This window comes from Liquorilactobacillus uvarum DSM 19971 (assembly GCF_001434935.1).
Classification (GTDB): domain Bacteria; phylum Bacillota; class Bacilli; order Lactobacillales; family Lactobacillaceae; genus Liquorilactobacillus; species Liquorilactobacillus uvarum.
The window spans coordinates 14,254-27,339 of the sequence record NZ_AZEG01000011.1; the positions used below are offsets into that span (position 1 = coordinate 14,254).

General features: G+C 38.3%; 11 protein-coding genes and 1 pseudogene. 3 read left to right on the forward strand and 9 right to left on the reverse strand.

All coding sequences use genetic code 11. The features are described 5' to 3' along the window. Positions 1–100 precede the first annotated feature (100 nt). Positions 101–607, forward strand: a complete 507-nt coding sequence (locus FD20_RS06745) for a type 1 glutamine amidotransferase domain-containing protein (protein WP_057737018.1) — start codon at positions 101–103, stop codon at positions 605–607. A gap of 123 nt (positions 608–730) precedes the next feature. On the opposite strand, the gene FD20_RS06750 is transcribed toward FD20_RS06745, so the two are convergent. Further along, positions 731–1,693 carry a ketopantoate reductase family protein gene (locus FD20_RS06750; protein ID WP_057737020.1) on the reverse strand — a complete coding sequence of 321 codons (963 nt, stop codon included), beginning with the start codon at positions 1,691–1,693 and terminating at the stop codon, positions 731–733. A gap of 498 nt (positions 1,694–2,191) precedes the next feature. On the opposite strand from FD20_RS06750, the gene FD20_RS14010 reads away from it, so the two are divergent. Together FD20_RS14010 and FD20_RS06755 are read left to right on the forward strand one after the other, a co-directional pair. Continuing rightward, a complete protein-coding gene (locus FD20_RS14010) occupies positions 2,192–2,323 on the forward strand; it encodes a hypothetical protein (protein WP_268871943.1) in 132 nt (43 codons plus the stop codon). A gap of 205 nt (positions 2,324–2,528) precedes the next feature. Next, complete coding sequence (locus tag FD20_RS06755; RefSeq protein WP_057737022.1) at positions 2,529–3,479, forward strand: ketopantoate reductase family protein; 951 nt, start codon at positions 2,529–2,531, stop codon at positions 3,477–3,479. Between the two features lie 254 nt (positions 3,480–3,733). Here FD20_RS06755 and FD20_RS14100 read toward each other — a convergent pair whose 3' ends face one another. The 8 genes and pseudogenes from FD20_RS14100 to FD20_RS06795 form a co-directional block, all read right to left on the reverse strand. Next, positions 3,734–3,910: an anion permease gene (locus FD20_RS14100; protein WP_420864738.1), complete on the reverse strand. Its 177-nt coding sequence runs from the start codon at positions 3,908–3,910 to the stop codon at positions 3,734–3,736. A gap of 50 nt (positions 3,911–3,960) precedes the next feature. Next, positions 3,961–4,727 (reverse strand): annotated as a pseudogene (locus tag FD20_RS12955) (anion permease). Between the two features lie 62 nt (positions 4,728–4,789). Next, the gene (locus FD20_RS06770) at positions 4,790–6,193 is read right to left on the reverse strand and encodes a flavocytochrome c (RefSeq protein ID WP_057737028.1); all 1,404 of its coding nucleotides are present in this window, start codon (positions 6,191–6,193) and stop codon (positions 4,790–4,792) included. Beyond that, positions 6,194–6,784, reverse strand: a complete 591-nt coding sequence (locus FD20_RS06775) for an NAD(P)H-dependent oxidoreductase (RefSeq protein WP_235807731.1) — start codon at positions 6,782–6,784, stop codon at positions 6,194–6,196. Positions 6,785–6,827: 43 nt separating this feature from the next. Next, positions 6,828–8,207, reverse strand: a complete 1,380-nt coding sequence (locus tag FD20_RS06780) for a class II fumarate hydratase (RefSeq protein ID WP_057737030.1) — start codon at positions 8,205–8,207, stop codon at positions 6,828–6,830. A gap of 314 nt (positions 8,208–8,521) precedes the next feature. Further along, positions 8,522–9,466 (reverse strand): homocysteine S-methyltransferase, encoded by a 945-nt coding sequence (gene mmuM, locus FD20_RS06785; protein WP_057737032.1) that lies wholly within the window; start codon positions 9,464–9,466, stop codon positions 8,522–8,524. Between the two features lie 72 nt (positions 9,467–9,538). Then, complete coding sequence (locus FD20_RS06790) at positions 9,539–10,933, reverse strand: amino acid permease (protein WP_057737034.1); 1,395 nt, start codon at positions 10,931–10,933, stop codon at positions 9,539–9,541. 374 nt (positions 10,934–11,307) lie between these two features. Continuing rightward, positions 11,308–12,978, reverse strand: a complete 1,671-nt coding sequence (locus FD20_RS06795) for an acetolactate synthase large subunit (protein ID WP_057737036.1) — start codon at positions 12,976–12,978, stop codon at positions 11,308–11,310. Between the last annotated feature and the right edge of the window lie 108 nt (positions 12,979–13,086).

Consider the following 13,086-nt stretch of genomic DNA (forward strand, 5'->3'; position numbering starts at 1 on the left):
TGAATCATTTTTTAAGCCGATAAATTGTACGTAAAAATGATTCTTGTTATATTGTAACAGAAGGTTAAACTTCAAAAAAAATTTTATAGGAGGATGTTTTATGAGTAAAATTGCAGTTGTCGTTACAGACTTAGTCGAGGATATTGAGTATACATCCCCTGCCAATGCTTTAAAAAAAGACGGACATACTGTTGTTACCATTGGTTTTTCAGGAAAGAAAGCAGTAACTGGTAAACACGGTGCTGAAATTCCTATCGATAAATCAATCGAAGAGGTAGATCCAGCAGATTTTGACGCTTTGCTGATTCCTGGCGGCTTTTCTCCAGATCAATTGCGTTCAGATCCAAATTTTGTTGATTTTACTAGAAAATTTTTACTTGCAGATAAAAATGTTTTTGCGATTTGTCATGGACCACAGCTCTTTATACAGACGGGCTTAGTTAAAGGACGTACAATGACATCATATCTAACTGTTCAGCCAGACCTTTACTATGCTGGTGCGCTAGTCAAAGATGCTCCAGTTGTAATTGATCATAATCTAATTACTAGCCGCACGCCTGACGATCTACCAGCTTTTAATAAAGCAATTACTGCAGCACTTAAATAATTTCGACAGCGCCACTGGTTCTAACTACAACTGGACTAGGAACAAATTGACCTTTTGCTCCTAGCCCAGCTGTTTTCTTAAAATGTCTAAAAGTTTCTTGATGCTCTTTAGTGATAAGTATTGCTATTTCTGGTGATATTTGCGCATTAATTCCGCTAAATGAACCTGATGAGTTGCAAATTCATGTGTCCGGCAAACATAATCATTCTCACGGCCTATCTTTGCAATATAGCCATTTATATAGTCAACTTCCGTCGGTCTTCCTTTAGAAAAGTCTTGGTACATTGACGGATAATGATACTTGTATGCATGACTGATCGTCGTTACTGAATCGATCTCCTGTTGACGTGTTTCGATTAAATGAATACCTGCACGTTCACACGCATCATATGCTTCATTGAATAATTGGCGTGCCATCTCAGGAACACCTTCATATTCGATGAATTGTCCCATTTGAACTTCAAACATTGTACATAAAGTATTAACGACCGCGTTAAAAACAACCTTCGACATACACATTCCCAGATAATCTTCGGCAAAGATCGGATTGAGCATGGCCTTTTTAAATTCATCCATCATTTTTTGTGTAACTTCAGCGGGTTTAGTTCCAACATACTGTGCCACATGCATTTCTTCCGCACCTTCAGCACCCATGAAATCAACATCTGCTGGACCGTCAAGGCGCGTTGCAATCATTGCTGTTCCACAAATAATATGTTCAGCTGGGAAGTATTTTGCAATTTTTTCAAAATGTCCCATCCCATTCATTGCAGAAAAAACATATTGATCTTCGTGAAAAATGCCTGCAGCTGCATCACGTTTCAGCTCTTCATCAAGTTGCATCTGTTTTTTGAAAATAATCCAAACATCCGGATGACCCTGGTATTCTTCGGGGTAAAAAATGTTAATCGGCACAACTCGTCGGTTTTTATGATCGCGAGCTACAGAAACGCCACCTTGCTCCCGTACTTTTTCAACATTTGGTTCCCATGTGTCAATAAAATCGACCTCTACCTTTGCGTTTTCTTGAAGCATAACCCCATAACGATACCCCATTGCTCCTGCACCAATAATTCCATACTTCATGAACATCACTCCCTATACTATTTTTGACAAAATAAAAAGCACCCCTGGTCTCATCAACCAAAGGGCGCTTCCGCGTGGTACCACCTTTTTCGAATCATTCTCACAAACAATTCCTTAGTATGTATCAAAATAAATGACACATTCGCATGCTAATGGATGCTACCCAATTCGTCTCGAAAAACGAACTCACAGAATTGAGCTTTTAAACAACAGTCCTGATACCTTTTCACTGAACGGTACTCTCTAGACAAAACTGCTCCTCTAATCCCTCAACTCTGAACGAACACTATCAAAGATTGATGTCAGTTTAACCTATGCATCATGCTTGTGTCAAGTTTTTAATTAATTTAATTTTAATCAATTTATCAGTTGCAATTTCAATTAATTATTTAAAATCTCTCCTAATCCAGCTACTATCAGCAATGATAAAAATTTATTTTTTAAAAAAAATTGACTCTTTTACATGGTTGCGTTAAACTACGACTATATTAAAAAGTAATGAGATTAAACGTGTTGATAAGAAGTGATAATTCATTTCCCGGATTAAGCGAACCTGGTTTGGTGAGAGCAGGTATCTTTGAATGTATTATCGATCATCTTGGAGCGCTGCAATCAAAGATCGGTGATTAAGTAAATTGCAGTGGAGAGCACCCATTATTGTGCTGACGAATTGATTTTTAGTTCGGATAAGAGGCTTATCGTAGATGAGCGAACAAAGGTGGTACCACGCAAAAGCGTCCTTAGATATTTTTTATCTGAGGTCGCTTTTTTGTTTACTGTCATTATTTTTTATTTATCGACATTAACTAAAACGTTCCTGAAAGGGGTAATATACATGAAATTCACAGTTGTAGGTTCAGGTGCCATGGGCTATCGTTACGGAGTTTTGTTGCAAGAAGCAGGTAATGAGGTTGAATTTGTAGATACATGGAAACCAAATGTTGAAAAGGTTAAGGAACAGGGAGGTGTTTTTGTCTCACGTGATCACAAAGATCGGCACCTCGTACCTGTAAAAATGTTCTATCCCGAAGATTATAGTGGCGATCCTGATGTTTGGGTTGTCTTTGATAAGCAAATGCATCTCGCAGATTTTCTGAAACGCATGGAGCATTCTTTCAATGATAAACAATACGTCTTAACTTGCATGAATGGGATGGGTCATGTTGAAAAATTACTTCAATATTTCAAACCAGAGAAAGTTATCGCTGGAACCGCACTTGTTGCAACAGTTCTAAATGGACCTGGAGATGTTGATTTCATCGGAGCTCGCGGTGCAGGTACGATGAATCTTGCAAACTATACGGAAAAACCAGACGAAACGACCCACAAAATCGTCAGTGAACTTGAAAAGGCTCAATTCAATCCCAATTTAACAACTAATTTCATGGGCACATTGTTAGCCAAGGTTGTCTTTAACTCTGTCGTTAACACACTGTGTACACTGTTTGAAATTACGATGGGAGAATTTGCAAGCTACCCTGGTGCAGACGAATTGAGCAAGCAGTTAATCAATGAAGCATATGATGTTTGTGAACGCGCTGGTATTCAAATGCTCAATACCCGCCAAGAAGAATTAGAAAGTGTTAACTACGTTTCGACTGTTGCTAACCCCCTGCACTACCCATCTATGTACCAAGATATGTCGCACAACCGACCTACTGAAGTTGATTACATAAATGGCTATTTAGTAAAATTGGGGCGCAAGTATCATTATGAAGCGGCAACGCATGCATTCTTGACACATCTTGTTCATTTAGCTGAACATACACGCCAGCAAAACAACTAAAAAACTAAAGAAGGATTTAATCTATTCAAGCTTCGAATGGATTGAATCCTTTTTTAGTTAATGATACACATCAATCTCAATTGCTAATAGAACACTATAATTGCACTAATGTACGCTGTTGCACTCACAAATGGATAATGGCTATAAAAAAGAAAGCTATAACTAAAATTACCAAAACAACAAACCAATATAAAGCACTGAGTGAATTAGCAATCGTTTTGCTTAACCAAGGGATAAAGCCGAAATTATTTAGTTCAGTGGCCCATCATTATCAGAACTGAGAACCAAGTCAGCGTGTTCCACGCCCTACTTTCGCGTAGAACATTCTGCCACAACAAAATACCTGTAATAGTGCTAGTCAAAGTCGCGTCAACATGAATGAAACTCACCATAATCCAAAGAATCAAAGCAGCAATGAAAATAACTGTCATTATTTTTCGGGAAGTGTGATCGTTCCCATTTTTTTAAGCTGCTTATCCGCCTATTCATGTGCATTCGATGTTGCTTTGATTTGCGGTGGGTACATTTTATAAATAATAAGCGGTCCCAAGATCAATGAAATCAATCCTGGAACAAACTCTGCAAGAAACCAGTTCATTCACTCTAAATCAACATGGTTACTTTTAGCCAATAATTGTGCCGAGAAATTTCCAGCCATCACCGTCAAAAACATTGCCGAAGTAATAATGTTCCTATGAAACTCTGAAAAAATCAAAAAAGATCCCACTTTACGTTCAGTCTTATTTTTAGGATCCGAACCAAATGTCTGTGCCAAAGATTTAATAATCGGATACATAAATCCTCCAGCACGTGCCGTATTACTTGATGTAGCTGGAGCCAAGATCAAGTCAATTCCAATCAGCGAATAAGCTAAATTAAAGCCTTTTTACCGAAAGTGCGTACAAAAACAAAAGCAATTCTGCGTCCAAGACCAGTTTTTATAAAATCGCGTGAAATAAAAAATGCCATCGCTATCAACCAGATGCTTCCATTCCCAAAACCAGTAATCGCTTTATCAATTGAAACTGTTTTAGTTAGCGTTGTTATAGTAAATGCTACAATTGAAACTGCTCCAATAAGAAGCGGCTGCGTAATACATCCAAGAATCGTTGCGGCAAACAATGCAAACATATACCAAGTAGCAATCGACAATAATTCCGGTCGTAATGGGGTTGCAAACCATAACACTAAACCTGTCAAAACAGGGAAAATAAATTTTTTATACTGAATCTTCTCTAAAGACTGCATAATTATACCGTCCTCAATATGATGCAGTAAATTCAAAAACTAGTTCACACACTGAAAAAATATCAATTTTTTTCTAGGAGGTGCTCTGCTGATTGCTGTCCTGCTTGCCGTCCAAAAACAACTGTTTCTGCTATGGAATTGCCTCCTACTCGGTTATTTCCATGTAACCCACCTGCTACTTCACCAGCAGCAAAAAGTCCTTGAATAATATTCCCGTTACCATCTAAAACATGTGTTTTTTTATCAATATGGATTCCACCCATCGTATAATGAACAGCAGGTGCAATATGAATTGCAAAAAATGGTTTTTCAATTAGCTGGCGCTCCATTCCTGTCGTTCGATCAAATTGGTTGTCTTGCTTACTTACTACTGCATTGTTCCAATCATTTACTGTCTGGGTTAAAGATTTTTGATCTAAATCAATTTTTTCTGCTAATTCACGAACATTTTCTCCTGTTACAACCAAACCAATATGATCATAGAATTCAATTGCCTTAACGCGATTTCTCACACTTTGATCAAAAATCAAGTAAGCACTCTTTTCAGGTAAGTTAACAATCGAGTTAGAAACAATCTTCCGTGTTCCCAATTCATTCACAAAACGTTTTCCTCGGGCATCTACCAAGATCGCACCTTCGCCACGAACTGCCTCGCCTATCAAATACGTGTGTGGATTATCTTGCTGAACAGTAGGATGAACCTGAATTAGATTCATTTGAACTAATTCTGCACCAGCTTTTTCCGCCAAATCCAATCCATCTCCTGTTGCCCCAGGCTGATTGGTGGTTTTATATTCTGACAGATCAGGTCGATACTTTTTAATAATATCTTTAGATGCACCGAATCCCCCTGTTGCTAAAATCACCACTTGGCTGTCTAAATTACGCTTGCTTCCATCAGGCAATTGAAGAGTAGCTCCAACAATTTTATTCTCATCATTTTTCTTTAGAGACGTAACCTTAACTTTTGTAAACAACGGAATATTCTGCTGCTGAATAACTTTCAAAAGTTTTTTGATCAAGAACGCTCCGATAGGTGCCATACTTGCTGGACGATGGGTGCGCATCTTGCTCATTCCACCTGTAATAGTTAAATCATCCAATCTAATATCATGCTCAGCCAGCCAGTCTATCGCTAATGCAGCATGAGATGCAAAGTAAGACAATAAATCTTGATCATTCATTTTACCGCCTCCGCGATATGTTTCACAGTAAAAATCCTCAAAATTATCAATAACTCCATGTTGAAACTGAACATTAGTTTCAGCAGCATTCATTCCAGAAGAAGCTCGATTGGTATTTCCTCCGATTTTATCCATCTTCTCCAGAATAACCGGTTTTAACCCTAATTCATGGGCTTGGATTGCACTGACCAGTCCTGTACTTCCTGAACCAATCACAATTACATCGTATTTACTCTGAAGTTTCTCGATTGATGTCGGTTCAAATATAAATTTGTCTCTCATCTATACTTCCTCCTTAGTCATTAACTTTTTGAAGCAAAGCTTACGCTTATTAACAACATTGACATAATTAGCGAAACATTGGTCCAAAAATTCAATTGTCTGTTCATGTATTAGTCCTTCATTTTGATTGAGCTTATTTTTTACTTTTCCTAACATAAATTCATTTATCGGAAGAGTATTAGTCATCACTCCAGGAGCATTTAAAATCTGGAACAGATCAATCTGTTCGCAAACTGTTCCTTGAACTCCGTCCGATCCTCCAACAATCATAACAGACTTACGCAGTAACAGATGCGCCACTGATAATGGCCATTCAAGTACACTTTTTAGAACAGCCAGAATGACATGATCATATTCCAGCGTGGCAAAAATGACGCCATCGGCAGCTTCGATCTTATCAATTAATTCAAGAACACATTGCGGCGGAAGTCGCACCATATCCTCGTTAAACGACGGTATATTTTTAATTTCTTGAATTTCTATCTCAGTCTGTTTGCTGTACCTTCCTCGCATGTAGTTTAATAAAAAACGATTAAATGAAAAACTTGCATTGGTTCCAACTGTCGCAATAAATTTCAACATTTTAATCATTCAAACCCCTTCCTTTCAATCGAAAGAAGTTCTTCTTTTCTTGCTAATCGACCTTGGTCATTTTTAAAGGATTGACCCACTCATCAAATTGTTCTGGTGTCACTCTACCTGATTTAAGTGCAGCTTCTCTTAAAGTACTTCCCGCTTTATCAGCAGCTTGCGCAATTTTAGCACTATCGTGATATCCAATATGCGGGGAAAGCGCCGTCACAGTCATTAATGAATTGTCCACTAACTCCTGCATTCTCTTTTTATTGACTGTTAATCCATGAATCAATTTATCTGCAAAGCTCTCCATTGTCCCGCGCAATAGTTCTGCCGATTCGAGAAATGCATCTATCAAGACCGGTTTATAAACATTCATCTCAAAGTTTCCTTGTGAAGATGCCATTGTAACGACAACATCATTTCCCATAACCCTTACAGCTGCCATTGTAATCGCCTCAGCTTGTGTCGGATTTACCTTACCAGGCATAATAGATGAACCAGGTTCATTAGCAGGAATGTTTAATTCATCATAAGCCGCACGCGGACCGCTAGCAAGAAAACGTATATCGTTTGCAATTTTCATTAGATCGCTTGCCAAAGTCTTGATTGCACCATGAACGACATTCAAACCGGAATGTGCTGCAAGACCGTAAAACTTATTAACTTCAGCGGTAAATTTTTGCCCATAGACATCACTAACACGTGCTGCAATGTCATCTGCAAAACCAGGCGCTGCATTCAAACCAGTTCCAACAGCAGTACCGCCCATTGCTAATTCAAGCAATGTATGATCTAAATTCTTTAAATAATCCAAATCATGTTCTAGCGTACTTACCCAACCGCTGACTTCCTGCCCAAAGGTCAATGGAGTCGCATCTTGAAGATGAGTACGTCCAATTTTTACCGTATGCCAGTATTTTTTTTGCTTTTCTTTCAATTCATCAATCAAATGCTGTGCGGCTTTCTCAAGTTCAGCAACTGCCACACTGGCCGTAATATTCATTGCCGTTGGGAAAATATCATTCGAACTCTGCCCATGGTTAACGTCATCATTGGGCAAGACTTCAATACTTGAATCAAGTTCAGCAGCTTTGTTTGCAATAACCTCATTCGTATTCATATTAGTTTGTGTTCCAGAACCAGTTTGATAGACTCTTAAGGGAAAATCCTTGCGCAGTTCTTCATCATCTAAAACCAGCAACTTATCGATTGCTTTGGTTATCAAATCTGCTTTTTCCGATGAAAGCTGCCCGAGTTCTTTATTCGCCTGAGCTGCAGCTTTTTTTATTTGTAATAAAGCTCGGATAACCACCAAAGGCATAAATTGACCAGTTGAAAAGTTATTGCGGCTTCGTTCTGTCTGTGGACCCCAAAGAGCCTTAGCTGGAATTTTGACTGGTCCTAACGTATCTTCTTCTACACGATATTCTGGCATTTTGCTTCCTCCTTTTATTGTGAAAAAAACTACATAATGTGATAAAAAAATCATCTATTTAAAAATCGTCATCAACTTTGTTGAATATTTAACAACTATATAATAGTGTTTTAAAAAGCCTATAGTCAAACACCTCGGTAGCTATTAAGCTTTTCTATATCCATCAAAAAAGATCTTAAGAATAAAACATTTGGTTTTTTAAAGCTTTAAAAAAATTTCTAATATCTATTCAATTTATTTTAAAATTCACAATGTAACCAAGGCACTCATAATTTGTGCTCTTATTTACTAATGCTTCATCTTCGATCATCAACTTAAACTTTCACTGTTGTTGAAATCTCTTTGATGTCATATGGAGTTGAGCGACAGCATCCGCCGATCAACCTTGCGCCAGCTGCCCGCCATAATGGTACCATTTCACTGAATGTTGCAGAGTTTGGATTGGCTTTCCATGTTTTTGTTTGTGGATCATACCGGTCACCATTATTGGGGTAGACAACAATTGGCTTATTAGTCTCTTTTTTTATATTCTTGACCGCTGCCTCAACTTTCTCTAGCGCGATACAATTTATTCCGATAGCAGCTATCTGCTCATATTTTTCGAAATATTTTATCGCCTCATCCACAGAAGTCCCGTCACATAAGTGTCCACTGTCTTTAATACTGAAAGATATCCAAGCAGACTGCTTGGGAAATTTTTCAACCAAAAGATTAACAAGTGCTTTGGTTTCAGCAAAATTCGGCTGAGTTTCAATCGCAAAAAAATCAACACCAGCTTTAGCTAGCAAAACCAAGCGTGAATAATGAAAAGACTGATATTCATCTTCAGTTAGTGAGTAATTTCCTGTATACTCGCTTCCATCTGCCAAATAAGCACCATAAGGGCCAACACTTCCCGCTATTAAGGGATATACCCGCTCAGCTTTCTTTTGTGTTGTTAAAGACGAATAGAATGCTGCACGTGCTTTCTGTGCACAACGAACAGCCTGAACAACTAATTCTTCACTCTGTATATGACTCAAACCATTTTTCTCAAAAGCTGCAACATTAGCTTGATAAGTGTTAGTAATTGCAATATCAGCACCAGCCTCAAAATAACTGCGATGTACCTCAGTTATCTTCTGAGGAGCATTTATCAAAGCATTGGCGGACCAAAGATCATTACTAGTGTCAATGCCTTTTTTCTCCAGTTCTGTTGCCATAGCTCCGTCAACAACCAAAATTTTTTTGTTTTTTAAACTTTCTGCAATAGGATTCATTGTGTTATACCTCCGATAAACTTTATGCAATATTTTTCATCACAAAATTCAACCTTAATACATTCTTTTTTGTTAAGAATCAGCATCTTTTTTTCTAGTCTTCAAAAATTTTTTTCCATAATAGATAGCATAACAAACTGCTAAGAAAGGAATCATGTAAAACAGCGCTGACCGCTGAGTCGGATCAAATACAATTAGTACACATGAAAGCAGGCTCATAATAAATGCTGTCCAAGGGATAAGCGGATACCACGGAGTTTTGAACTTTAATTCTGCAACCGTATGTCCGCTCTTTAACCAGTGCTTCCTAAAATTAATTTCCGAGAGTGCAATTGCCATCCACACGATAACAACTGCCAACCCTGAAATTGAAACGAGCACGAGATAAACTGTTGAGGCTGCTACCACACTGGATATCAACGCTAAAACACCTCCTACCATACTAACAAGCAACGCGATTATAGGGACTCCTCGATTATTCGTTTTCGCGTAATATGCAGGTATCATCTTCTCATGTGCTAGCGACCACAACATTCTGGTTGAAGCATACAGTCCTGAATTAGCCGCTGATAAAATAGCTGTTAAAACGACAAAGTTCATCAAATCACCTGCAAATGGCAACCCAATACTTTTAAAAACCAAAACGAATGGACTTTGATTAACACCAGCTTTTTGCCAAGGAATCAAAGCAGCCATAACGATAATGCTGCCAATGAAAAAAATTACAAGTCGTAACAACGTTGTCTTGATCGCTTTAGGAATGTTTTTTTCTGGATCTTTAGTTTCCCCCGCGGTTACTCCAATTAACTCTGTCCCTGAAAAAGCAAAATTAACCGTCAACATTGTAGTAAAAACACCCTTGAATCCATTTGGAAATAGCCCATTCGCATAAAGATTCTTAAAAAGGGGTGCATGCGAATAACCCTTTATCGGAATGATTCCAAAAATTGCAAGTCCTCCAATAATAATAAAAGCAATAATAGCGATAACTTTAATACTCGAGAACCAAAATTCAGTTTCTGCAAAGAAACGCACTGATAATGCATTTGATGTAAAAATTACAATCATAAAAAGCAGACTCCAAATCCATGTCGGTGAGTGCGGAAACCAAGTACGCATTATCAACCCCGCGGCCGTAAATTCAGAACCTAGCGCAACAGTCCAAGTCAACCAATACAAAATTGCTACTGTAAATCCCGTTCCTGGCCCAATAAACTTATCTGCATAGACGTGAAAAGATCCAGTTTGCGGCATTGCAACTGCCAATTCTCCAAGACATAGCATCACCAGATAAACAACAATTGCTCCGATAGCATATGCTAAGATAGCTCCTACTGGGCCCGCCTCATGAATTGTGTACCCTGAACTTAAGAACAATCCTGTTCCGATCACGCCGCCTAACGAGATCATCAGCAAATGTCTTGCTTCCATCTTACGCTTCAAATTATTTTTACTTTTTTCCTGCATCTCAAGTCCTCCAAAAATTACCTTATTCCCAACAACTAATCAATAAAAAAACCGCCCCTATAAAAATACATAGGGACGAGTTTTCTTCGCGGTACCACCCAGATTTGTTAAAATATCTTTAACCTCAGTTAGACATATCATCATCTTATATCTAAGAATATATCGTATTCTCACGGGCAATCAGCTTGCACTAACCACCTAGCTCCGAGTTCATCTTCAATGCATTTCCAATCTGTCCTCTCACCATCGGCAGTCGCTAAATACTGTTTTTGCATTTACTCTTCTCATCAATGCTCAAATATTAAAAATTAACACACCTAAAACATATCTTACATAGTATGCTGTCCCTGTATCCTTGTCAAACCGCTTTGGCATTAAATGCGCACAGTTGTGTTCCCCAACTTATTGATTAATTTCATATTTTCGCGATAATCAACAGGGACTGCAATAATAAAGACGCCTTCTTTTGCCGTAACAGCTTTTTCCAAAAATTCAAGATATTCGCCAGGTTTTTTAACTTGCATCCCAGTTGCGCCAAAGCTTTCTGCATATTTAACAAAATCAGGATTGTCGAAATCAACTCCATTATGATGATCGATCTCCATATCCATCTTCCACTTAATTAGACCATATGAAGCATCTTCCCAAATCACAATTACAAGATGTAAGTTTTCCCGAACTGCCGTTTCTATTTCTTGCGAGTTCATTAAAAAGCTACCATCTCCCATTACCGCAACAACAACTTTGTCAGGGCGTGCTAATTTTGCTCCAATTGCCCCCGGTAGCGTCCATGCCATCGTAGACAACCCATTATCTATCAAACAAGTATTTGATAAATACGTTTGATACAGACGTGCCATCCACATCTTAACAGCGCCTGTATCAACTAAGACTACTGCATCGTCAGGTAAAATCTTACGCGTAGCATAGACAACTGTTTGCGGCTTTAAAGGAAATGTATTGCTTTCCTTGCCACTCGCAAGTTCCGCATGAATCAGCTCTCTGATTTCAGCTGTACGATGACTGAAATGCATTTCTTGTGATTTTAATGCCTGTAAAAGAGCCTGCAAGCTGGCACGAATGTTCGCAATAATATTTAAGGTTACATTATAGTGGCTGTCAACATCCTGTCGGAACATATTAATATGAATAATCTTTTTATTTTTTTCAGGATTTATCTTTTGAGGATCAAATTGTTGGATGGAAAAACCAATTGAAATTATTAAATCAGCTTCATCAATTGCAAAATTTTCATAATCACGACGCATAAATCCAACTACCCCCAGTGAATTCTTGTGTCGATCAGAAATTATGCCTTTACTCATAAAGGTTGTAGCTACAGGTATTTGCAACTCCTCACTTAATTCCCTGACCTCTTGTTCTGCATGTTTCCATAACACACCATCTCCAGCTAAAATCACTGGTTTTTTAGCTGCCGCAATCAGCTTAATTGCCTTATCAATATCTGATGCGGTTGGCTGAGTGACAGAAACAGGATCAATCTCCAGTGGTTGAAGCTGTCCCTGAATCGGTGTTTCTTCAATATCTTGTGGAATTGCAAGATATGAAGCACCTGGACGGTCACGCTTAGCTGTTGAAAAAGCCTTGCGCACCATTTCGGGCACCGCCTGCGGAGTTAATATCATATCAGCATATTGTGTGATTGGTTTAAACATTGCAACAAGGTCTATTACTTGATGCGATTCCTTATGCAACCGAGCCAAACCACCTTGCGCACTGATAGCAACAAGCGGTGTCGAATTTGTTTCTGCATCAGCTACCCCTAACATTAAATTGATAGCACCTGGTCCCAAGGTTGCTAAGCATACACCTGGAATGCCGGTCAATCTACCGTAAGTGCTAGCCATGAAGGAGGCTCCTTGTTCATGACGCGTTAAGATAAATTTTATTTTATTGGATTCATCTAAAGCATCAATTAAATGTATGTTTTCTTCTCCGGGAATTCCAAAAACATATTTAATTCCCTCGTTTTCAAGACATTGTACGATCAAATGTGCCGCATTGACTTTTTCTCTCTCAGCCATTTCTCTTCCTCCTGAATCGTTTAACCAGCATTATTTCAAAATTAATTTTCAATGATAATTATTATATTACCATGATTAAAACCATCTTTCTTCTTTTTATACTCTTTT

Bases quoted from the DNA above. Each gene is read 5' to 3' on its own strand.
- FD20_RS14010 (WP_268871943.1), top strand. From the start codon at position 2,192: ATGAGATTAAACGTGTTGATAAGAAGTGATAATTCATTTCCCGGATTA.
- FD20_RS14100 (WP_420864738.1), bottom strand. From the start codon at position 3,910: ATGACAGTTATTTTCATTGCTGCTTTGATTCTTTGGATTATGGTGAGT.
- FD20_RS06790 (WP_057737034.1), bottom strand. From the start codon at position 10,933: ATGCAGGAAAAAAGTAAAAATAATTTGAAGCGTAAGATGGAAGCAAGA.
- FD20_RS06770 (WP_057737028.1), bottom strand. From the start codon at position 6,193: ATGAGAGACAAATTTATATTTGAACCGACATCAATCGAGAAACTTCAG.
- FD20_RS06745 (WP_057737018.1), top strand. From the start codon at position 101: ATGAGTAAAATTGCAGTTGTCGTTACAGACTTAGTCGAGGATATTGAG.
- FD20_RS06780 (WP_057737030.1), bottom strand. From the start codon at position 8,207: ATGCCAGAATATCGTGTAGAAGAAGATACGTTAGGACCAGTCAAAATT.
- mmuM (WP_057737032.1), bottom strand. From the start codon at position 9,466: ATGAATCCTATTGCAGAAAGTTTAAAAAACAAAAAAATTTTGGTTGTT.
- FD20_RS06795 (WP_057737036.1), bottom strand. From the start codon at position 12,978: ATGGCTGAGAGAGAAAAAGTCAATGCGGCACATTTGATCGTACAATGT.
- FD20_RS06755 (WP_057737022.1), top strand. From the start codon at position 2,529: ATGAAATTCACAGTTGTAGGTTCAGGTGCCATGGGCTATCGTTACGGA.
- FD20_RS06750 (WP_057737020.1), bottom strand. From the start codon at position 1,693: ATGAAGTATGGAATTATTGGTGCAGGAGCAATGGGGTATCGTTATGGG.
- FD20_RS06775 (WP_235807731.1), bottom strand. From the start codon at position 6,784: ATGATTAAAATGTTGAAATTTATTGCGACAGTTGGAACCAATGCAAGT.